The following is a 20,588-nucleotide window of genomic DNA, read 5'->3' as shown; positions in this document are numbered from 1 at the left end:
ATTTACACTGTAGTTTTTATATTTGTAAAAAAGCGAACACTATGAAAAAGATTTATGTACTGGCATTTGGCGCCTCGGTTTTACTATTAGCTTCCTGCGGCCCCAAACGACTGGGCTGCAACGGCAGAAAATGGTGTGATACCGAAAACATGCAAAAAACAGAAAAAACAACCACAGTAAAAAAAGATGTATAAATAAAAAGGCTGCCTATTGGCAGCCTTTTTATTTATATCAAGCAACATTATGATGCTGCCTTAAGTCTTTTTAATAAAGTCTTATTAAGATGATGCTCTACATATTCCTTATCAATATTAAGCTCTGTTTCATCAGAACCCGGAATTTCATACATCGCTTCATTTAGTATTGCTTCACAAAGTGAACGTAGTCCCCTTGCACCAAGCTTATACTCTAACGCTTTGTCTACAATATAATCAAGAGCCTCATTATTAATAGACAAATCAACATCATCCATTGCAAACAGCTTTTTGTATTGTTTTACAAGCGCATTTTTAGGCTCTGTAAGTATCGCTCTTAGTGTTTCCCTGTCTAGCGGATCCATGTGTGTTAGAACCGGAAGCCTACCTATAATCTCAGGGATAAGACCGAAGTCTTTCACATCTTTTGGGATGATATACTGTAACAGGTTGTCGTTATCAATCTCATCAGCATTACGCGATGTGCTGTAACCTACAGCCTGCCTGTTAAGCCTTTTGGATATAACACGGTCTATGCCGTCAAAAGCACCACCGGCAATAAACAGGATATCCTGAGTATTCACCTCTATAAACTTTTGGTCAGGGTGTTTTCTTCCTCCCTTAGGCGGAACATTCACCACAGTACCTTCAAGAAGTTTTAGTAAAGCCTGTTGTACACCCTCTCCCGATACATCTCGTGTAATAGAAGGATTATCACTCTTACGGGCAATTTTATCTATCTCATCAATAAACACAATACCTCTTTCTGCCTTTTTCACATCATAGTCGGCTGCCTGTAGTAAACGCGTAAGTATACTCTCTACGTCTTCACCTACATAACCGGCTTCTGTAAGTACAGTAGCATCTACAATGGTAAGCGGTACATTTAGCATCCTTGCAATGGTTTTAGCTACCAGGGTTTTACCTGTACCGGTTTGACCCACCATAAGGATGTTACTTTTTTCAATCTCTACCCCTTCATCATCCTGCTTTTGCATCAACCTTTTGTAGTGATTGTAAACCGCTACCGACAGTACCTTTTTGGTTTGGTCCTGCCCGATAACATACTGATCAAGGAAAGTCCTAATCTCTTTCGGCTTTTTAAGCTCAAGCTCAGCCGCAAGCGAAGACGATCCGCTTTGCTTAAGCTCTTCAAGCACTATACCATGAGCCTGCTCTATGCATCGGTCACAAATATGCGCATTAATACCTGCTATAAGCAAATTGGTTTCAGGCTTTTTCCTGCCACAAAAAGAACACTCTAAAATCTCTTTAGCCATATGTTTTACTCTATGTTTTAAAGGCCGGATTATGAGTCCGGCCAATTAAAACGCAAATATACTATTTATTTCTTATTTACTCTCTTATAAGTACTTCGTCAATCATACCATATTCCTTAGCCTCAGTTGCTTTCATCCAGTAATCTCTTTCACTGTCTTTGAATACTTTGTCGTAATCCTGCTTAGAGTGCTTAGATATAATACGGTATAACTCCTCTTTTAGTTTTAGCATTTCACGAAGATTGATCTCCATATCAGTAGCCACACCCTGTGCCCCACCTGATGGCTGGTGAATCATAACTCTTGAATGCGGTAATGCCGAACGCTTACCATCGGCCCCTGCACATAGAAGTACAGCACCCATAGAAGCCGCCATACCTGTACAAATAGTAGCTACATCAGGCCTAATGTACTGCATGGTGTCATACATACCTAAACCGGCATATACGCTACCACCCGGAGAGTTGATATAGATTTGGATATCTTTTGAAGCATCTGTACTTTCAAGGAATAATAACTGCGCCTGTACAATGTTTGCCACCTGGTCGTCTATACCTGTACCTAAAAAGATAATCCTGTCCATCATTAAACGTGAAAACACGTCAAGCTGAGCTACATTCATCTGGCGCTCTTCCATGATATAAGGAGTCATTCCCACCGGAGTAACTCGGTTAACTAATTTATCGTAATATAGATTGTTTATGCCATGATGTTTTGTGGCATATTTTCTAAATTCTTTGCCGTAATTCATAGTCCGTTTTTGATTTAAATTTAATTAAGTGTAAAAAAAAGCGTCAGGATAAAAATCCTGACGCTCAAATATACTCATTTTTTACGAGATTTACTCTCCGTACATTTCCTTAATGAACACCTCGTAAGTAACTTCTTTTTCTTTAGCTTTCACGTTCTCTTTAAACAGGTTAAGCATTTTTTCGCTCATTACCTGCTCAGATAACCTCTTAACTTCGTCTTTGTTAGAAAGTACTCTTGACACGATACCTTCTACATCTTCGTCTGTTGGATTCATCTGACCGAACTGTGCCATTTGCTTTTTAATAACCTCTGCAGTGTATGCTTTAAGATCATCAAAAGTTATCTGAAGGTTGTTTTCAGTAATGATTTTACCTTCAATTAACTGGTAACGTAAACCTTTTTCAGATTTGTTGTACTCTTCCTCAGCCTGCTCTGGAGATAGCGGATTTTCACCAGCTGTCTGTATCCATTTTTTAAGGAATTCTGCAGGAAGATCAAACTTAGTGTTCTCAATAAGGAACTCAGTTACATCGTTAAGGAATTTCTGATCTGCCTGAGTAGCAAACTGCTGCTCTGCATCTTCCTTAATTTTTTCTTTTAACTGCTCTACAGATGTTACAACACCTTCACCAAACAGCTTATCAAAAAGCTCCTGGTTAAGCTCTGCTTTCTCTGTAGTATTTATCTCTTCAATAGTGAAGTCAACATCAATTTCAAGATTGTGAACATCGTCGTGACCTACTTTAAGGTACTCCATAAGTTTATGGTCGTCATCAAACAGGTTTTTAGTAGAAACAGTAACTACATCACCCACTTTTTTACCGATGAATTTTTTCCCTGCTGTTTTAGTTTTGAAGATAGACGGAGTAATTGTTACATTATTATTGATACCTTTCTCTTCGTTAGTGAAAGTACCTTTAATATCATCTCCTTCTTCTGATTTCTCTTTAGAAACAAGTTTACCGTATTGTTTTTGTATACGCTCTACCTGCTCATCAAGCATTTTCTCGTCTGCTGTGATGTTGTATTTTACAAGTTTGTTTTTAGCTGCAAGGTCTACAGCAAACTCAGGCGCAAGACCAAGTTCAAACTCAAAAGCATAATCATCTGCATCCCAGTTAAAATCTTCAGTGATTTTTGGAAGCGGATTACCAAGAATATCCAGTTTCTCCTCAACAAGGTAATCGTTTAGTGAAGTCTGAAGTAATTTGTTTACCTCATCTACAAGAACGGCTTTACCATATTGTTTTTGTATAAGGCTCATTGGCACAGCACCTTTCCTGAACCCAGGAATACTGGCGTTTTTTCTGTAATCACCTAATACCTTATCTACGTTTGGTTTATAATCTTCTTTTGTAATGGCTACTGTTACAACAGCATTTAGCGCATCTACCTGCTCTCTTGTAATATTCATTATCTAAAATTGTTTAAACACCATAAAATTATGGGTTGCAAAAATATATTTTTTTTACAACCCACACAAGTTTTTAATTTATTGTATTTCAATACCCTTAAAAAGAATACTGATATTAATTACGTGATTCTTTTTCAGACAGTCCCACCACCAACGACTGACAGAAAGACAACAGCAGGCTAAACAGTAACGCATACCAAAAACCATCAACTGTAAAACCGGGAACCAGCTCATCACACAGTAAAATAATTATAGCGTTTATTACCAGCAAAAACAGCCCCAGGGTAAAAATTGTTGCCGGTAAAGTAAAAAGCACCAGTATAGGTTTTACAAATATATTTAAGAGTCCAAGTACCACAGCAACTAATAGCGCTGTCATCCAATTAGTAACATTTACACCCGGAAGCAGGTTTGCCAATATGAGTACAAAAACCGTGGTAAAGAAAATTTTTATAAGTGTTTTCATATAAAATCAATTTAATTGATACCCATAAAAATAAAAAAAGCATCGGGGAAATCCGATGCTTTTTAAGAAAATATTATCTCTTTTCTAATCTTTTAATTTGTAGGCAATACCGTAGCACCAGGATAATAACCCGGTACAATATTAGGCAGCTTAGCATTGTAATAGCTATTAATCACTTTAATGATTTCATTAGCTACCATTGCATAACCTCTCGCATTAGGATGAACACCATCTAGAGAGAAAACAGTTGTATTTAATGCCGAAGTACTAAAATAATCAGCAGTATAAATTTGCCCGTCCTCTACTCTTAAACCACTTACAAGCTGGTTAAGTATAGCATTCATATCGGCAACTGCCAGTCCTTTAGAAGCAGCAATAGCTTTAATAGTATTATTATAGCTTGTTGTAGCAACCTTAACCATTTCACCTTCAGCAGCTGTTAACACATGGCTATCCTGTAACGGATAAGTAACACCAAAACTGTTAAACGGTGCAGGAACTCCTGCAGGAGCCGTACCTATCACCCCTCTTGTTGTTAAAAGTACCAGGTCATCTTCGGTTGCCTGTCTTGCCTGTCCGTAAGTTTGCCCTAAAAAGTCGGCTATAGGAGCATACTGAGGAATAGTAGCAGCTACTGCTGTAATCTGAGCACTTAAATCAGTAAGACTTTCATCTTTTATCAACAACGGGTTTGCCGCACCTGCATCAAGGATATTTATTCTATCTCCAGCACCAAAATTAGTTAATATCTGATCCAGCACTCCATACAACTGCTGGTTAAGCTGAGTCATAGTAGCAGCACCAACCTGCGAATCACCCCCACCTAAAAGCTGAGTGGTTAACGGATTGTAAGGAACCGTAGTAAAGAAAGGTATCGAAGTAACATCCGGTATGGTTGCCACTACCCCTTTAGCTCCGCCGGAAGTAAGCATATCTGTAATTGCAGAATAAGTAGCTGCAAACACATTAGGATCTGTAATATCATTTCCTCCGTATGTTGACGGATCAAAGTTCCCCGTTTGATCTACACCTACACCTCCTGATGTTGCAAAAGAAAGCACATCGTTACTACCAATCCAGTTAGTAAAGAAGGTAGGGTTTTTAGTCATTGCATCACCCATTACTGTAGCAGTTGGTGATGTTGCATGACGTACAAAGTAAGGATTTGCCTGACCCGTAGCCACACCTGCAAGATTACCATAACCAGGTGCCAGTAAATGGAACGATTTTGCTCCTGGCACTCCCATATTATTATAAGCCATTGCCTGTTGGTTGGAAACCTCTATTGTTGGCGTACCGTTAATAGGCTCGGGACCTCCCGCACTGGCGTTAATTATAAGTCTTGTCGATGCAATTTGCATACCTCCAAGAGTAAGCCCTCCATAATTATTCACATCATCATCATAAGACGGTTGTGTAAACGCACCTCCGCCCACTACAGCAAATTGCTGAGAAAGCAAGTTAGGAAACGAGTACATTTGCCCCCCACGGGACACAGTACCATCCATATAACCTGCCGTTAATGAGTTACCTACTGCCACGTATGATGAAAAATCAGCATCACCAGCACTGTAACTCCCGTTTGTCACTTCATTATTAAATTCAGGCTCACAGGCAATAAGCCCGGCTGCAAGTAACGATAAGTATATAAATTTATTTTTCATGTCGTATTTTTTAGAAATTGTAACTTAAACCTACACCAGGAGAGAACACCACATTTTTGTACGTACCTCCAAAAGTAGTATTCTGACCATCTTCCTGATAGTAGTCATACGAGTTATTAACTTCTTTAAAGTGTAGGAATAGGAATGAGAAATCTACCCCTAACCTTTGGTTAATCTGGTAACTTAAACCACCCGTATACCCCATAGAATCATTTCTGGGTGTTTCCGGAGCAAAGAAACCATCCTGTACCGGGCTTTCGTCAAAGTACCAACCTGCACGGAAAGAGAACTTCTCGTTAGCTGTATACTGAGCACCTACCCTGTAAGTACTTGCATCTTTGTAATTTCTTGGATTAACCGATGTTGGCGCTGCATTATGGAAATCAACAATAAGTGATTTGTATACATTCCAGTAAGCCCTGTTATAATCAAAAGCTACAAGAAGTTTATCGTTAACCTTATATGAGAAACCTACCGTAAGTTCTGCAGGAAGCGGAAGATCGGCGTCAAAAGTAGTATTTGTTAATGTAGTGGAAAGGAACCCCGGAACATCATGGAAAGTTGCATCGCCATCGCGAGCCTCCATTGTAATTTCAGAACGGTAGTTCGCTCCAATAGTCAAGTTTTCTGTTGGTTTTAACATCATACCTGCTGTCCATCCCCATGCTGTAACACCACTGGCATCAATAGTAACATCAGTCCTGTTACCCTGCTCATCGGTTTGGCTTCGGCTAATGTTCCTGTTAAAGTTAACACTACCGGACACAAATATAGGACCACCGCCCACACTAAAATAGTCGTTTACTTTTAATGAGATAGACGGCTGGAAATAAATCGCCTCAAGGTCTATATTATTAACAAGATGAGAACCTTGCCAGTCCTGATCCCACTCTACGGCACTACCGTAAGGTGTATATACCGCTAAACCAACAGAAAGCCAGTCGGTAGCTCTGTACGAAACATAAGCACTAAATGGTGTACCGAAGTTTTCGGTTGAGTTGGTCCAGTTGTTTGCCTGATTTTGAAATTTGGTTCTCGCAAACAATCCGTTTGCTCCTACAGAGGCGTTAAAACGATTTTCAAGAAACGCCATACCCGACGGGTTAAAGAACAAAACCTCGGCACTGTTTACAACACCAACCCCGGTGTGTCCCATTGCCAACTGTTTTTGTCCCTGAAGACTAACCCTATACCCTCCTGCAAAAGCCGAAGCAGCCGTTAAGGCCGTTAGGGTTAAAGATAATAGTTTTCTCATGGTTAAATAAGTATTAGTTTTTTCATATTGTAAATAGCTTATATCAAATTTATGATTTTTTATGAAAAATACAACGATTGAGATAAAATTATTATGCATTCATAATAATTTATTTTTTAAAAAACCTTTATCTTTTTTAACAATCTACCGAAAAACGCAGTTATTTTTTAAAAAAATAACATATTATTAACCTTTTTAGAGTTTCAACAACCTCATTATAATAACTTTAACAGGCATACTATTAACAAAAACATAAAACACATTAATAAGCACTAAAAACGCAGTACCTTAACCCTATAAACCAAAACACCAATGTCACTTTTAAAAAAAATACTCATAGGATTAGCCGCATTGCTTATAATAGCAACAATTGCTAATTACGGATTAAGCTACTGGATATCAAGAAAGCTACCCAATATCATTCAATCAAACAAAGATATGCCTTATAATATAAGCTATACTGATTTAGACATATCTCTGTTAAAAGGAAACATTACAGTACTCAACGCTTCTTTATCCCCTAAAGACAGTACCGCACAATTAAAAAGCGGCGCTTATGGGCAGATTGAAAAAATACGTATTGAACATTTTAGTCTTTGGGCACTCTTAAAAAACAACAAGATAAGGGTTGACAATATCATTATTGACAAACCCGAAATTATACTATACCCCGAAGAAAACAAGTACAATGTAAAAGGAGATCTTGTAAAACCGTTTAAAAACACTGTTTTTACAGAAACGGTTGAAGTAAATAGAGGTAAATTTACCCTACTTGACACTACCGATAATACTAAACTTAAAGCATCTAATATAAATATGCTTTTCAGGAACATTAAAATAGACAGCACCACTATTGATGATAATGTACCGGTAAAATACTCGTCTTACAGCTTAAAATGCGACAGCTTGTTTTATCAGACAGGTAAACAATACAACATCACAACACAAGAGCTTAACATTAGCGACACTGCCATTACCGTAAACAATTTTAAGTTAACCCCCGAGCAGACCCGTATGGAATTTGCACAGTCTATCCCAAAGGAAAAAGACCAATACCGCATTGAGGTAAATAAAATACACATCCCTGATTTACTTTGGGGTTTTGTTAACGACACCTTATATGTACGCACGCCCCTTGTAGATTTAACTAAAGTGAACGCAGTTATATACAGACCAAAAATGGCTCCCGATGATTTATCGGTTAAAAAACTGTACAGTCAGATGCTGCGCGAAATAAAATTTGACCTTAAAACCGATACAATAAAACTAAACGACTCATATGTGGAATACCAAGAACAGCAAAGCTATGATAAGCCCGCTGCCAAAGTAATGTTCTCAAACTTTAATGCCACAATAAAAAGCATATACAGCCCAATTAATAAAACCGAAACTCCGCAAACCACTCTCGACGTTAATTGTCTTTTCATGAAATCGTCCCCGTTAAGTGTACACTGGACTTTTGACATTACCGATGAAACCGATGCATTTACCATACAAGGAAAGCTACAAAATGTAAAAAGCAGTGCAATTGACCCGGTAGCCAAGCCTTTAATGAATATTACCACAACGGGCGACATACAAGAAATTTACTTTACATTTAACGGAAACCGTAATAGTTCAAACGGAGATTTTGCTATTAGATATGATGACCTCAAAGTAAAACTCTACAAAAAAGACGGCAAGGACAAAAACAAACTCATGTCGGCCGTAGGAAACCTATTAGTTAAAAACGACAGTGAAGGCAACCTGAAAGAAACAGAGGTAAGCGTAGAAAGACTTAAAGACAAATCGGTATTTAATTTCCTATGGCGCTTTCTATATGAAGGACTCAAAAAAACACTCCTCCCCAAAATCATTAGCGGAGGTGATTAAAACAAAAGAGGACTGTAAAAACAGTCCTCTTTTGTTTTGTTATGCAGCAAGAAACTCCAGCGTCTCTGCCACAAAATCCTTCGGATTTTCGGCGTGAAGCCAGTGCCCTGCATTTTTAATATCTTTTACAATTGCTTTAGGAAAATGATTATGAATCATTTCAAAATCCTCATCCTTAATATAATTGGATTTATCCCCCCTTAAAAACAACACAGGTCCGTCATACACACTACCCTCAGGTAATGCTGCACCTATATTTTCAATCTTATCGGTAAGCACCTTTAGGTTAAACCTAAAATCCAGCTGTCCGGGTTCTTTCCAGTATAAATTTTTCATAAGGAACTGACGGGTGCCAAAATCGTCAATATACTTTTTAAGAATTTCCTCTACATCACTCCTCCCTGGTTTCAACGAGAAATCTACCGCATTTAAACCTGCAAGTATATCCTGATGGTGTGGCCTGTAATATTTTGGCCCTATATCGGCAATCACCAGTCTGTCCAGTATTTCAGGATGCGCCATAGCAAAAAACATACTGGCCTTACCTCCCATTGAGTGACCAATAACATCTATTTTCTCTAACTTATAATACAGGCAGTAATCATAAATATCCTGAACCATAGCACTGTAATCAAACTCTTCCGAATGAAAACTCTTACCGTGATTTCTCATATCTATGGCATGCACCTGATATCCTTTTTCAGCATATTGACCACCAAGGGTTTTCCAGTTGTCAGACATACCTAAAAAACCGTGTATTATAAGCAATGGCTTACCTTCTCCTTCTACTCTGGAATGCAACATAGTTATTTTAGTTTTTGAAGATACATATTCACAACATTTTCCAGCCCAAGGTAAAGCGACTCTGCTATAAGCGCATGTCCTATAGATACCTCAAGAAGCCCCGGAATGTTTTCTTTAAAAAACTTAATATTATCTAAACTCAGGTCATGACCTGCATTTATACCTAAACCTAATTCATTAGCAAGCTTTGCTGAAGACACATAAGGATCAATTCCGGCTGTATTACCTAAACCATACTCATGAGCAAAAGCCTCAGTATACAATTCAATCCTATCGGCATCGGTTTCTTTTGCTCCTTCAATCATTCCTAAAACAGGGTCTACAAATATAGAAGTGCGTATACCATTACTTTTAAACTCGGCGATAACATCCTGTAAAAACGATTTATGTTTTACGGTATCCCATCCAGCGTTAGATGTTATAGCATCATCGGCGTCAGGAACAAGAGTAACCTGTGTAGGCTTTACCTCAAGCACAAGGTCGATAAACTTCTTTACCGGATTACCTTCTATGTTATACTCGGTATGCACAACAGGTACTAAATCCCTGGCATCCTGATAACGGATATGTCTTTCATCCGGCCTTGGATGTATGGTAACACCCTGCGCTCCAAATTTCTGAACATCGGCTGCAACTTTAAGCAAATCGGGAACATTACCTCCTCTGGAGTTTCTTAACGTTGCTATTTTATTTATATTTACACTAAGTTTTGTCATTACACGGTTGTTTAACTCAAATTTTACACAAAAATACAAAGTAAAATTAAGGTAGGATATTCTATTTTTTGATTATTTTGCAGTAATAACTCATACTCCCCAACATGATTGATATTAACGACTTTATCAACAACCAAATCAAACCGCTAAATATAACCGAATCCATAGCTGATGCTCAGGATCTTTTTGCCGAATACACCTTTTCCCATTTTCCGGTAACAGAAAATGATATATATATAGGTTGTGCCAGTGCCGAGGATACCGAACTTATGGATATCGAAAAAACGCTTGAGGATATGCGCTATACCCTTGAAAGGTTTTTTGTGCGCGACACCACCATATGGCTGGACGTGTTGGAAATATTTGCCAAAAACGAAACCAATGTGGTTCCTATTCTGGATAAAGACAATAATTATTTAGGATACTATGAGATTACCGATATTATTCAGTTTTTCCACCAAACCCCTTTCCTTAAGGAAGACGGAGGTATACTGGTAGTGCAAAAAGGCATTGCAGATTACAGCATGAGTGAGGTAGCTCAAATTGTAGAAAGCAATAACGGCAGGTTACTGGGGCTTTTCATATCTGAAGCCAACCTTGAAAAGGTACAGATAACCCTAAAAATAAGTCTTGGGGGATTAAGTGAAATCATCCAGACTTTCAGAAGATACAATTACGAAATCATATCAGAGCACCAGGAGGATGCCTACATCAATACATTAAAAGACCGTTCTGACTATTTAGACAAATACCTGAACATATAATAAGCGTGAGGAACATGAGGATAGCAGTATACGGACAGTATTATAAAGACAATACCGAAGACATTATTGAAAAAATGTTTGCGGTTTTTGAAGGCCATACCACCGAAGTTATTTTTGAAGCCAAATTTTACAATGCCATAAAAGAGAAAGGACTCCTTAAAGAGGTGTATGCTACTTTTAGCAACCACGAGGAGCTGGACCGCAGATTCGACATGCTTATCAGTATTGGCGGCGACGGTACAATGTTAAGGTCGGCTACTTATGTGCGCGACAAAAATATACCCGTATTAGGTATTAATGCCGGGCGCCTTGGTTTTTTGGCAACTGTACAGCAGGATGAAATTGAAACCCTGCTGCCTCTTATTTTTGAAAACAAATACAAAATATCTCCACGCACGCTTTTATCCCTTGACTATGAAGGCATGGAAAAGGAAGACGGACTGGATTTTGCACTTAACGAAATTACCGTAAGCCGTAAAGACACTACTTCTATGATTACCGTAGAGGTAAAACTAAACGGAGACTACCTTAATTCCTATTGGGCAGACGGGCTTATTATATCTACCCCTACCGGATCTACCGGTTATTCACTAAGTTGTGGCGGGCCGTTACTGATACCCGAAGTAAACAGTCTTGTTATTACTCCTATCGCTCCACATAACCTTAATGCAAGGCCACTGGTAATTCCGGATGATACAGAACTGGAACTTAAAGTAAGCGGCAGGGAACCACAGCACCTTATCTCACTTGACTCAAGAATACTTACAGTAGATACCGAAACCTCCTTTTTTATTAAAAAGACAGGTTTTAAAATCAACATGGTAGAGTTCCCAGATGAGAAATTCATAAAAACGCTACGCAAAAAACTGCTGTGGGGTGAGGATAAAAGAAACTAATACCAACTTTTTTACCTATACCACATACTACACCACATCTTCTTTCGTTTTTTAGTCTGAACCGTGATTGCAAATTTTCAATTTATAGACGTAAAAAGTCTAAACAGAGGCGAAATAGAAATCTATATTGTTATATTTGCACCTATTTTGATGTAATGAGTAGAGTTTTAGTAGTTTTATTTTTAATTATTGCTTCATTTAATGCCGAAGCCCAGATCAATGAAGTGGGTATTTTTGTGGGCGGAAGCAACTATATAGGTGATGTGGGACCTACAGATTATATAGCCCCTAAAGATCTTGCTTTAGGATTCCTGTATAAGTACAACCGTAGTCCGCGCCACTCCTATAGAGCTTCCTTTACATATGCAAAAATATCTGCTAACGATGCTGATTCAGACATGAGTGCCAGAAAACAAAGAGGCTATTCATTTGATAATACTGTAAAAGAATTATCTTTAGGCCTTGAATTCAATTTTTTTGACTTCAATCTGCACGAAACTGATTTTCAGCTAACCCCTTATGTATATGGGGGACTGAGCTATTTTTGGTATGACGAGCAGTATATTAATAACGGACGAACTTACGATAACGGTAACAGCAGCGCGCTGGCAATACCAATGACCGTAGGTATAAAAACTAATGTTTTACCAAACTTTGTAATAGGATTTGAAGTGGGTGCCAGATATACTTTTAGCGACAACTTAGACGGAAGTTATCCTGAAGACGATACCTACCAAAACCTTCGCTTTGGTAACTTAGAAAGCGACGACTGGTATGTATTTACCGGATTTACACTTACCTACACCTTTGGTGAAAAACCTTGCTACTGCCCTAACTAAAATCATGGACAAATCAACTACCATAAATACTGAAAATATACCTAACCACATCGCCATTATTATGGACGGTAACGGCCGTTGGGCTAAAAAACGCGGATTACTTCGCGCATTAGGCCATGAAAGCGGATCGAAATCGGTAAAGGATGTGGTGGAGAACTGTAAGAATATTGGTGTAAAATACCTAACCCTTTATGCCTTCTCTACAGAAAACTGGAACAGGCCAAGGCTTGAAGTGGAAGCTTTAATGAAACTACTTATCCGTTCATTAAAAAAAGAACTTCCTGTACTTCAAAAAAACAACATCAAGCTAAGTACAATTGGCAATACCGACAAACTTCCTGAAAAAGCAAGAAAACAACTTTTAGAGGTTATAGATGAAACTAAGGATAACAGCAAAATGCTGGTAACCCTTGCTTTAAGCTATGGCTCAAGGGAAGAGATAGTATCGGCAGTTAAAAAGATTAGTGAACAAGTAAAAACAAACGCGATAGCGGTAACAGATATAAATGAAGAGATAATTACTCAAAACCTTTACACACACAACCTACCGGATGTAGACCTGCTTATAAGAACAAGCGGCGAACAGCGAATAAGCAATTTCCTGCTATGGCAGTGTGCGTATGCAGAATTTTATTTTACCGACGTATTATGGCCGGACTTTACAGAAGAAGACCTGCACGAAGCAATTATCAGTTACCAAAAAAGAGAACGTAGATTTGGAAAAACCAGTGAACAAGTTAAATAAAACCCAGATGTTTTATAAGCGCATTAAATTATTTTCAGCCATATTTCTATGCTTAGCCTCATTTACAGCTAAAGCACAGGACAGGATTGAACCGGGACAGTATGTAATTGCCGATATAAAAGTTAATGGTGACATTACTTACAATGAACAAACTGTTGTAACATTTACCCGCTTAGAGAAAGGTCAGCGTATTAACGTACCCGGAGAAGAAATAAGTAATGCCATTAGAAAACTGGCCAGCCTTAAACTATTTGAAGATATCAACTTTTATGCTTCTAAAGTTGTAGGCGACAGTATTTATCTTGAACTGGATGTAACCGAACTTCCTAAGCTTAGTGAGGTTAAAATGCAGGGACTTAAGAAAAGTAAGATTGAAGGACTTATTAAGGATACCGAACTTACTAAAGGAAAAATAGTTAACGAGAACCTTGTTACTACCACTAAAAACTATATTGAAAATAAATATAAAAAAGACGGTTACTACAATACTAAAGTAGCTATTAACGTAATACCGGACAGTAGTAATACTGTAAAAATGGTAGTTAATATAGACCGTGGTAAGAAAGTAAAAGTATCCTCAATTAAGTTTGACGGTAACACCATGCTTTCAGACGGCAAGCTTAGAGGTGCCATGAAGAATACTAAGAAAAAAAGCTTCATGAACCCGTTACGTATATTTAAATCATCAAAATACATTAAAGAAAAGTATAAGGAAGATTTAGGAAGCATTGTAGACAAATACAAAGAAAAAGGTTACCGTGATGCTCGTGTAATTGAAGACACTGTTGCTTATAATAAAGACAAAAATACTGTTGATATAAGCATACAGATTGAAGAAGGACGCAAGTATTACTTTGGTGATATTAAATTTTTAGGTAATACCGTTTATCCAAACAATTTATTAAGTCAGGTTCTTGGCATTAAAAAAGGTGATACCTATAACGGTATACTTCTACAGGAAAGGATTGCCAACCCAAACAAACCGGATGGCGAAGACCTTACCAATCTGTACCAAAATAACGGTTATCTTTTCTCTAACATCAATGCAGTAGAAGTACGCACAGCAAACGACACCATTGACTTTGAAATCCGTATCGTTGAAGGACCTATCGCTTACCTTAACAATGTAACCGTTGCAGGTAACGATAAAACAAACGACCACGTAATATACCGAGAGCTTTTAACAAGACCGGGGCAAAAATGGAATAAGGAAGACGTTATTAATACTGTAAGACAGCTTGGCGCTTTAGGTTTCTTTGATGCTGAGACTATTCGCCCTGACGTTAAAAATGCCGATCCTTCTACCGGTACTGTAGATGTTGAGTGGAATGTAACCGAAAGAGGTTCAAGTCAAATTGAGCTACAGGGAGGTTATGGTGGCGGTGGTTTCATCGGTACACTTGGACTTTCGTTCAACAACTTCTCTATGCGTAACATTTTTAATAAGGAAGCATACAAACCTATCCCTATGGGTGATGGTCAAAAACTGTCATTACGTTTACAGGGTAGTACTTATTTCCAAACGTACAGCCTTTCGTTTACAGAACCATGGTTTGGAGGTAAAAAACCGATACAGCTTTTCAGCTCGTTATCGCATAGTAAACAGTTCCTGTACAACTTCCAATCAAGAGACGTTGACAGAAGCCAGAGCTTTACTATTAGCTCTATCACATTAGGTATGTCAAAAAGGTTAAGTGGTATTTATGATAACCTGAGAATCTCTCACTCGCTTACATTCCAGTACTATAACCTTAGCAACTACAACACCGGATTATTTACATTTGGTAACGGTAGTTCACGTAACCTTGCGTATACTCTTGAAGTTACCAGAGATAACAGAGGGTCACTTATCTACCCGATGTCAGGTTCATTATTCAGCGTAAGTGCAAAAATGACGTTACCATACTCATTATTTAATGGCATTGACTACGCAGACCTTGAAAACCAGGCAGCCTATAAAGCAACTAACAGTAGCGGACAGTACCTTAACGAAGACGGACAGGTAGTATACGATTATCAGGATGCAGCAGTAGATCAGGGTAAAGTAGACCAGCAGAAGTTTAATTGGCTGGAATATTACAAAATTAAGCTGAAAGCTGATTGGTATACAAAAATTTATGATAAATTAGTACTTCGAACACTTGGTGAATTTGGGTTCCTAGGTTCATATAATTCAGACAGAGGGCTTGTTCCTTTTGAAAGATTCTTTGTGGGTGGTGACGGTTTAGCAAACTATTCTTTAGACGGTCGTGAGGTTATACAATTAAGGGGTTACCCTAACCAGGCATTATCTTCTATAAACGGAGGTACTGTGTATAATAAATTCTCATTAGAGTTACGTTATCCTATCACACTTAAACCACAGGCATCTATATATGTATTAAGCTTCCTTGAGGCCGGTAATTCTTACGATTCATTCAGGAGTTACGACCCGTTTGTCCTTAAGCGTTCAGCAGGTTTCGGTCTAAGGGTATTTATGCCGGCATTCGGTTTATTAGGTATAGACTTCGCGAACGGATTCGATCCACTTCCGGGCTATACTCAAAAGAATGGTTGGGAAACACACTTTATCATCGGCCAGCAGTTTTAAAAAAATGGCATGATATTTTCTAATAAGAAGTAAACTATGAAAAAACATTTGTTAATATTACTGACCTTATTCTCTGTTTTTGTTGCAACAGCACAGTCTCGCGGACTTAAAATCGCCTATATAGACATGGACTATATACTGGAAAAAGTACCCGACTATGCCGAAGCTAAAAACCAACTTGAGCTTAAAGCTCAAAAATGGAAGCAGGAACTGGAACAGAAAAGAAATGATATTAATAAATTAAAAGAAAGCCTTGAAACAGAAAAACCTCTTTTAACCAAAGAGCTTATTGAGGAAAGAGAAGAAGAAATTAAGTTTCTTGAAAACGACCTAATAGAATATCAGCAAAAACGATTTGGCCCTAATGGTGATCTTATCACACAAAAGGCAGTATTGGTAAAACCGGTACAGGATCAGGTATTCAATATAGTTCAGGATTTAGCCGAGTCAAGAAACTACGACTTTATATTTGACAAGTCTTCAGATATGACTATGCTTTTCTCTGCCAAGAGGCACGACATAAGTGACTTCGTTATAAGGAGAATAACAAGAGCTGCTAAAAGAGAAAAACTAAGCGGTAAAGAACTTAAGCAACTGGAAGAAATGGAAAAACAGGAAGAGCTTGAAGCCGATCCTGAATACCAGGACAGACAGAAAAAAATTGAAGACCGAAAAGCTGAAAGAGAAAGACTGATTGAAGAAAGAAGAAAAGCTCAGGAAGAAAAAAGAAGACAATACGAAGAAAGAAGAGAGCAGCTGAAGAAAGAAAGGGAAGCTAAAAGAAACGGAGTAAAAACAGATAGCGACACTACAGAGGGTGGTGACGGAGAAAACACTTCTGAAAGACCTGCATCTACCAGTAGAGAAGACGCTGTTAAAGCTGCAAGAGAAGAAAGGGAGAGAAAGCTTGAAGAAAGAAAAAGACAAATTGAAGAACGCAAACAACAAATATTAGAACAAAGAGAAGCTGCAAAAAAAGCCCGTGAAGAGCAACGTAATAAAAATACGGAGCCACAAGAGGAGGAAGAAAATAATAACACAACTCCGCAGGAGGAAAATAACCAAGGATAAAAAACTTAAAACAAAAATTAAAAACTTAAATGATGAAACAATTAAAATCTTTATTAATCGCTGCTGTACTACTATTAGGACTTAGCCAAACTGCAACCGCACAGTCTAAAGTAGCACATATTGATGTATCAGAACTAATGAGCCAAATGCCGGAGATGAAAGCAGCTAATTCACAATTAGAACAATTAAGCAAATCATACGATACAGAATACAGAACAATGGTACAGGAATTTCAGGCTAAAATCAAAAAATATGATGCCGAAGCCGCTACTGCAGGAGATGCTCTAAACGAGACTCGCGCTAAAGAAGTTCAGGATCTTCAACAAAGAATCCAACAGTACCAACAAAATGCTACAAAAGAGCTACAGGACAAACAAGAAGCTATCTACAAACCAATTCTTGAAAAATCAAGAAACGCTATCCAAAAAGTAGCAAGAGCTAAAGGTTACCTTTATGTACTTGATGCTTCTACAGGAAGTGGTGTTATTCTTGCTGACGGTCCAGACCTTATGGCTGACGTAAAAAAAGAATTAGGTTTCTAATAAAAACATCATTTCTATACTTTAAAAAAACGGCTCAAAAATTTGAGCCGTTTTTTTATATTTGTTAAATGAATAAAAGCACAAACCCTATAGGCTTATTCGACTCTGGTGTGGGAGGCACTTCCATATGGAGAGAAATTCATAATATACTCCCAAACGAAAACACCATATATCTGGCCGACAGTAAAAATGCTCCCTACGGACAGAAAAGCAAGGAAGAGATTATAGAGCTTAGCATTAAAAACACAGAGTTTCTTCTCAATCAAAACTGTAAAATGATTGTTGTTGCCTGCAATACAGCAACGACAAATGCTATAAAAGAATTACGTACAAAATTCGATATACCTTTTATAGGTATAGAACCCGCAATTAAACCTGCTGCCAATTCTACACAAACTCAAACCATAGGTATATTAGCCACACAGGGAACACTTAACAGCGAATTATTCCACAAAGCAGTACTTGACTACAAAGACATAAAAATCGTAGAACAGGTAGGACATGGACTTGTAAAACTAATTGAAGAAGGCTCACTGGAGTCTGCCGAGATGAAAAAACTCTTACAGGACTATCTAACCCCTATGATAAAAGCCAATATAGACTACCTCGTGCTAGGATGCAGCCACTACCCTTACCTTATACCTCAAATTAAAGAAATACTCCCTGAGACCGTTAAAATAATCGATTCAGGACTGGCAGTAGCACGACAAACAAAAAATGTCTTGGTTACCCAAGACATCCTTAATAATTCGTTACAAAAAGGAAATACCCTTTTCTATACAAACAGCACTCCTAAAGTGCTAAGTTCTATTTTAGAGAACAAATATGAAGTAGAAGAAAGAGACTTTTAATTTCGTCTATTTGTTATCATCATTATCTTCCTTAAACCAAGAAGAGTACATTACATAATTATTAGATATTCTACCAGTCTCCCCTGCAAAATCAGAGGCATTAATATCCTTCACCTTTCTGGCAGGAATACCCGCATATATAGCACCTGATTCTACAACTGTATTTTGTGTCACTACAGATCCGGCTGCAACTATAGAGTTACTCTCTATAACACAATTATCCATAACAATAGCACCCATCCCTATCAGTACATTATCCTGCACTTTACATCCGTGAACGATAGCATTATGCCCTATAGAAACATTATTACCTATCTCTGTGGGATGTTTTTCATAGGTGCAGTGAATTACTGCCCCGTCCTGTATGTTTACCTTATCACCTACTTTAATATAGTTCACATCACCCCTTACCACAGCATTAAACCATACACTACATTCTTTACCAAAAGAAACATCTCCCACTATGATAGCGTTTTCAGCTACAAAACAATCTTCAGGTATTTGTGGATACTTACCCCTTACTTCTTTAATTATCATACTTCAGAATAAAAAAAAGTCCCGATAAAATCGGGACAGAATTAATAATGCTTTATAATTAGTTTACGGCCGGACAATTACAGTCGTAAGGTCTATCCTGACAGAATAAGTTAATACCTATTGTGATTTGGTGGAAACCACTATTATCAAACTTAACATCACCTGTTAGGTACGAATAAGTGTAAGCAAACATAAACTGCTTGTAGTTAACACCAATTATAGGAGTAAAATATTGTAAGTTTTGATCTTTAGCGCCATTACCGTCAATATATTGAGCTCCGTCTAAATACCTTCTGTATGATAATCCTCCCCAAAGTCTTCCAAAATCAAGCTCTTTATACACTTTAAGGTTAACATCCATTGACTTCTCTTTAGTCTCATCAACAGCTTGGAACATTATAGAAGGCTCCCACTGTAAACGATCTGGATCACCAAATACATAACCTGCACTTACTAAATATTTTCTAAGATTATCACTTTCTACATCTGTATAAATATCCCTTTTACTTGCTATTACATTTTTAGCTGTAAAATGCGCATAAAAATCAAGATAATGATAAGATGCACCAATATCAATATTGAAATAAGAATCTTTCTGTTTCATACCACCATCAATAATCGGATCGAAATCAGGTTCAAATTCTGTCTCATCCAAACGACTTTGAACAAGGCCTGCACTCATACCGAATGATAATTGATTCAAATCATAATCACTTCTTGAAAAACGAATATGGTGAGCATAGGTAAGCTTAGCTCCTGTTTGAGAATGGTAACCGTTTTTATCATTAAAACCAATAATACCTATACCTGATTGCTCCCCTATTCTTCCGTTAAAACTTAATGTTTGTAACTGAGGAGCATCATCTTGTCCAAACCATTGCTGACGCGCAGTCAACCTGATTTTAGCACAGTTTGCTGCGCCGGCCATAGATGGGTGTATTAGGTAATAGTTATCTGACAAATAATCTGAGTAAACCGCAATCCCTTCTTGCGAAAAAGACAGCTGAGTTAGTAATAATCCAAAAAATAGATAAATCTTTTTAAAATTCATGTCGACCTTATCGTTTAATGAGAAATGCGCTTTAGCTTATTGGTGTTTATTAATGTATAACGGTCCTATGGCTAAAATTATTATCAATATTTTTCCATAGCGGTCAAATATATAAATTTTTGCGTTAGGTTGGTAATTTAACCTAATAATATTATATAAAATGCTGCCATTCCTGACAGCATTTTATATATTAACTTGGTTTTCTGCTATCTCTTCAGTGAGAAGTGAGCTTTAAACTCTTTCTCTACAGGTTCTCCGTTTACCAGTTCACGGTAGGTTACACT

The 20,588-nt window shown here is 37.7% G+C and carries 20 protein-coding genes; 10 read left to right on the top strand and 10 right to left on the bottom strand.

Annotated elements, in window-relative coordinates:
* Nucleotides 1–41 precede the first annotated feature (41 nt).
* A complete protein-coding gene (locus V3Z67_RS12865) occupies nucleotides 42–194 on the top strand; it encodes a hypothetical protein (protein WP_330443689.1) in 153 nt (50 codons plus the stop codon).
* 47 nt (nucleotides 195–241) lie between these two features.
* Here the strand turns inward: V3Z67_RS12865 and clpX are convergent, their stop codons facing one another.
* The 6 genes from clpX to V3Z67_RS12835 all read right to left on the bottom strand — a co-directional run bounded on the left by clpX (nucleotide 242) and on the right by V3Z67_RS12835 (nucleotide 7,026).
* Nucleotides 242–1,474 (bottom strand): ATP-dependent Clp protease ATP-binding subunit ClpX, encoded by a 1,233-nt coding sequence (gene clpX, locus V3Z67_RS12860; protein WP_330443688.1) that lies wholly within the window; start codon nucleotides 1,472–1,474, stop codon nucleotides 242–244.
* Between the two features lie 76 nt (nucleotides 1,475–1,550).
* Complete coding sequence (gene clpP / locus V3Z67_RS12855; RefSeq protein ID WP_157484372.1) at nucleotides 1,551–2,225, bottom strand: ATP-dependent Clp endopeptidase proteolytic subunit ClpP; 675 nt, start codon at nucleotides 2,223–2,225, stop codon at nucleotides 1,551–1,553.
* 90 nt (nucleotides 2,226–2,315) lie between these two features.
* Entirely contained in the window at nucleotides 2,316–3,641 is a 1,326-nt protein-coding gene (tig, locus tag V3Z67_RS12850) for a trigger factor (protein WP_330443687.1), read from the bottom strand.
* Between the two features lie 115 nt (nucleotides 3,642–3,756).
* Entirely contained in the window at nucleotides 3,757–4,107 is a 351-nt protein-coding gene (locus V3Z67_RS12845; protein ID WP_330443686.1) for a phage holin family protein, read from the bottom strand.
* A 92-nt stretch (nucleotides 4,108–4,199) separates the two neighbouring features.
* Nucleotides 4,200–5,771, bottom strand: coding sequence for a G-D-S-L family lipolytic protein (locus V3Z67_RS12840; RefSeq protein WP_330443685.1), 1,572 nt, complete (start codon nucleotides 5,769–5,771; stop codon nucleotides 4,200–4,202).
* Between the two features lie 10 nt (nucleotides 5,772–5,781).
* Nucleotides 5,782–7,026, bottom strand: a complete 1,245-nt coding sequence (locus V3Z67_RS12835) for an OmpP1/FadL family transporter (RefSeq protein WP_330443684.1) — start codon at nucleotides 7,024–7,026, stop codon at nucleotides 5,782–5,784.
* 312 nt (nucleotides 7,027–7,338) lie between these two features.
* Between V3Z67_RS12835 and V3Z67_RS12830 the strand changes: the two genes are divergently transcribed.
* A complete protein-coding gene (locus V3Z67_RS12830; protein WP_330443683.1) occupies nucleotides 7,339–8,898 on the top strand; it encodes a hypothetical protein in 1,560 nt (519 codons plus the stop codon).
* 39 nt (nucleotides 8,899–8,937) lie between these two features.
* Here the strand turns inward: V3Z67_RS12830 and V3Z67_RS12825 are convergent, their stop codons facing one another.
* A complete protein-coding gene (locus tag V3Z67_RS12825) occupies nucleotides 8,938–9,702 on the bottom strand; it encodes an alpha/beta fold hydrolase (RefSeq protein WP_330443682.1) in 765 nt (254 codons plus the stop codon).
* A gap of 2 nt (nucleotides 9,703–9,704) precedes the next feature.
* A complete protein-coding gene (locus V3Z67_RS12820) occupies nucleotides 9,705–10,418 on the bottom strand; it encodes a pyridoxine 5'-phosphate synthase (RefSeq protein WP_330443681.1) in 714 nt (237 codons plus the stop codon).
* Between the two features lie 104 nt (nucleotides 10,419–10,522).
* On the opposite strand from V3Z67_RS12820, the gene V3Z67_RS12815 reads away from it, so the two are divergent.
* The 8 genes from V3Z67_RS12815 (at nucleotide 10,523) to murI (ending at nucleotide 18,716) form a co-directional block, all read left to right on the top strand.
* A complete protein-coding gene (locus tag V3Z67_RS12815) occupies nucleotides 10,523–11,182 on the top strand; it encodes a CBS domain-containing protein (protein ID WP_330443680.1) in 660 nt (219 codons plus the stop codon).
* Nucleotides 11,183–11,196: 14 nt separating this feature from the next.
* Nucleotides 11,197–12,078, top strand: coding sequence for an NAD kinase (locus V3Z67_RS12810; protein WP_330443679.1), 882 nt, complete (start codon nucleotides 11,197–11,199; stop codon nucleotides 12,076–12,078).
* Between the two features lie 155 nt (nucleotides 12,079–12,233).
* A complete protein-coding gene (porG, locus tag V3Z67_RS12805; protein WP_035135117.1) occupies nucleotides 12,234–12,917 on the top strand; it encodes a type IX secretion system protein PorG in 684 nt (227 codons plus the stop codon).
* A gap of 4 nt (nucleotides 12,918–12,921) precedes the next feature.
* On the top strand, nucleotides 12,922–13,662 hold the full coding sequence (locus tag V3Z67_RS12800) for an isoprenyl transferase (protein WP_330443678.1): 741 nt from the start codon (nucleotides 12,922–12,924) through the stop codon (nucleotides 13,660–13,662).
* Nucleotides 13,663–13,669: 7 nt separating this feature from the next.
* Nucleotides 13,670–16,252, top strand: a complete 2,583-nt coding sequence (gene bamA / locus V3Z67_RS12795; RefSeq protein ID WP_330443775.1) for an outer membrane protein assembly factor BamA — start codon at nucleotides 13,670–13,672, stop codon at nucleotides 16,250–16,252.
* A gap of 36 nt (nucleotides 16,253–16,288) precedes the next feature.
* Entirely contained in the window at nucleotides 16,289–17,323 is a 1,035-nt protein-coding gene (locus V3Z67_RS12790; protein WP_330443677.1) for an OmpH family outer membrane protein, read from the top strand.
* 32 nt (nucleotides 17,324–17,355) lie between these two features.
* On the top strand, nucleotides 17,356–17,865 hold the full coding sequence (locus V3Z67_RS12785) for an OmpH family outer membrane protein (RefSeq protein ID WP_035135142.1): 510 nt from the start codon (nucleotides 17,356–17,358) through the stop codon (nucleotides 17,863–17,865).
* 68 nt (nucleotides 17,866–17,933) lie between these two features.
* Nucleotides 17,934–18,716, top strand: coding sequence for a glutamate racemase (gene murI / locus V3Z67_RS12780; protein ID WP_330443676.1), 783 nt, complete (start codon nucleotides 17,934–17,936; stop codon nucleotides 18,714–18,716).
* Between the two features lie 6 nt (nucleotides 18,717–18,722).
* Here the strand turns inward: murI and V3Z67_RS12775 are convergent, their stop codons facing one another.
* Both V3Z67_RS12775 and V3Z67_RS12770 read right to left on the bottom strand, forming a co-directional pair.
* A complete protein-coding gene (locus V3Z67_RS12775) occupies nucleotides 18,723–19,253 on the bottom strand; it encodes a gamma carbonic anhydrase family protein (protein WP_330443675.1) in 531 nt (176 codons plus the stop codon).
* Between the two features lie 58 nt (nucleotides 19,254–19,311).
* Complete coding sequence (locus V3Z67_RS12770) at nucleotides 19,312–20,304, bottom strand: PorP/SprF family type IX secretion system membrane protein (RefSeq protein WP_035135122.1); 993 nt, start codon at nucleotides 20,302–20,304, stop codon at nucleotides 19,312–19,314.
* Nucleotides 20,305–20,588 lie beyond the last annotated feature (284 nt).

The sequence above is a fragment of the Flavobacterium sp. C4GT6 genome (assembly GCF_036347315.1).
Classification (GTDB): domain Bacteria; phylum Bacteroidota; class Bacteroidia; order Flavobacteriales; family Flavobacteriaceae; genus Flavobacterium.
This window is presented reverse-complemented; position numbering and strand designations above follow the sequence as displayed.

What these genes read in the sequence shown, in the direction of transcription:
- V3Z67_RS12865 (WP_330443689.1), top strand. Translation starts at nt 42, where the DNA reads ATGAAAAAGATTTATGTACTGGCATTTGGCGCCTCGGTTTTACTATTA.
- clpX (WP_330443688.1), bottom strand. Translation starts at nt 1,474, where the DNA reads ATGGCTAAAGAGATTTTAGAGTGTTCTTTTTGTGGCAGGAAAAAGCCT.
- clpP (WP_157484372.1), bottom strand. Translation starts at nt 2,225, where the DNA reads ATGAATTACGGCAAAGAATTTAGAAAATATGCCACAAAACATCATGGC.
- tig (WP_330443687.1), bottom strand. Translation starts at nt 3,641, where the DNA reads ATGAATATTACAAGAGAGCAGGTAGATGCGCTAAATGCTGTTGTAACA.
- V3Z67_RS12845 (WP_330443686.1), bottom strand. Translation starts at nt 4,107, where the DNA reads ATGAAAACACTTATAAAAATTTTCTTTACCACGGTTTTTGTACTCATA.
- V3Z67_RS12840 (WP_330443685.1), bottom strand. Translation starts at nt 5,771, where the DNA reads ATGAAAAATAAATTTATATACTTATCGTTACTTGCAGCCGGGCTTATT.
- V3Z67_RS12835 (WP_330443684.1), bottom strand. Translation starts at nt 7,026, where the DNA reads ATGAGAAAACTATTATCTTTAACCCTAACGGCCTTAACGGCTGCTTCG.
- V3Z67_RS12830 (WP_330443683.1), top strand. Translation starts at nt 7,339, where the DNA reads ATGTCACTTTTAAAAAAAATACTCATAGGATTAGCCGCATTGCTTATA.
- V3Z67_RS12825 (WP_330443682.1), bottom strand. Translation starts at nt 9,702, where the DNA reads ATGTTGCATTCCAGAGTAGAAGGAGAAGGTAAGCCATTGCTTATAATA.
- V3Z67_RS12820 (WP_330443681.1), bottom strand. Translation starts at nt 10,418, where the DNA reads ATGACAAAACTTAGTGTAAATATAAATAAAATAGCAACGTTAAGAAAC.
- V3Z67_RS12815 (WP_330443680.1), top strand. Translation starts at nt 10,523, where the DNA reads ATGATTGATATTAACGACTTTATCAACAACCAAATCAAACCGCTAAAT.
- V3Z67_RS12810 (WP_330443679.1), top strand. Translation starts at nt 11,197, where the DNA reads ATGAGGATAGCAGTATACGGACAGTATTATAAAGACAATACCGAAGAC.
- porG (WP_035135117.1), top strand. Translation starts at nt 12,234, where the DNA reads ATGAGTAGAGTTTTAGTAGTTTTATTTTTAATTATTGCTTCATTTAAT.
- V3Z67_RS12800 (WP_330443678.1), top strand. Translation starts at nt 12,922, where the DNA reads ATGGACAAATCAACTACCATAAATACTGAAAATATACCTAACCACATC.
- bamA (WP_330443775.1), top strand. Translation starts at nt 13,670, where the DNA reads ATGTTTTATAAGCGCATTAAATTATTTTCAGCCATATTTCTATGCTTA.
- V3Z67_RS12790 (WP_330443677.1), top strand. Translation starts at nt 16,289, where the DNA reads ATGAAAAAACATTTGTTAATATTACTGACCTTATTCTCTGTTTTTGTT.
- V3Z67_RS12785 (WP_035135142.1), top strand. Translation starts at nt 17,356, where the DNA reads ATGAAACAATTAAAATCTTTATTAATCGCTGCTGTACTACTATTAGGA.
- murI (WP_330443676.1), top strand. Translation starts at nt 17,934, where the DNA reads ATGAATAAAAGCACAAACCCTATAGGCTTATTCGACTCTGGTGTGGGA.
- V3Z67_RS12775 (WP_330443675.1), bottom strand. Translation starts at nt 19,253, where the DNA reads ATGATAATTAAAGAAGTAAGGGGTAAGTATCCACAAATACCTGAAGAT.
- V3Z67_RS12770 (WP_035135122.1), bottom strand. Translation starts at nt 20,304, where the DNA reads ATGAATTTTAAAAAGATTTATCTATTTTTTGGATTATTACTAACTCAG.